Source organism: Lactobacillus sp. C449L, from assembly GCF_059900815.1.
The window spans coordinates 1-403 of the sequence record NZ_JBWXGA010000419.1 but is presented as its reverse complement, the minus strand read 5'-3'; the positions used below and the strand labels follow the sequence as shown (position 1 = coordinate 403).

Genomic DNA, 403 nt, shown 5'->3' with positions numbered 1-403 from the left:
AGCTCCGGCCGCGCGGCTCCGGCGGATGCCGGCTCGGCGGCGCTCAGCCGAGCGCTCCGGCGGTGAGCAGCGCGGACAGGAAGAGGGCGAGGACGACCAGCGCCGCGATCGCAAGCGCGGCCGTCCGCCAAAGCGCGCTCCACCAGGGAAGCTCATAAGCGTCCTTGAGCTGGCGGTACAAGTGGACGGCGCCGATCAGCAGGACGCCTGGAACAGCGCCGCGCCGCCAAGGCCGATACCGGCGAGAAGCGCATAGCCGATCAGCAGCAGGCTCATGAAGGCGATCGAATAGGTCACGAACACGACATGGTCGTAGGCGCCGTAGCGCCGGTAGCGCCGGCGATGGAGGAACAGCATCCAGACGAACGGAAGCGAGAGCGGGATGAGCACCCAGGAGAATTTA

General features: G+C 67.7%; 2 protein-coding genes. Both read right to left on the bottom strand.

The features are described from left to right. Positions 1-43 precede the first annotated feature (43 nt). Positions 44-181 carry a hypothetical protein gene (locus AC2JF9_RS10070; protein ID WP_500727495.1) on the bottom strand — a complete coding sequence of 46 codons (138 nt, stop codon included), beginning with the start codon at positions 179-181 and terminating at the stop codon, positions 44-46. 14 nt (positions 182-195) lie between these two features. Beyond that, a partial coding sequence (locus tag AC2JF9_RS10065; RefSeq protein ID WP_500727493.1) for a hypothetical protein occupies positions 196-403 on the bottom strand: 208 nt, incomplete at its 5' end.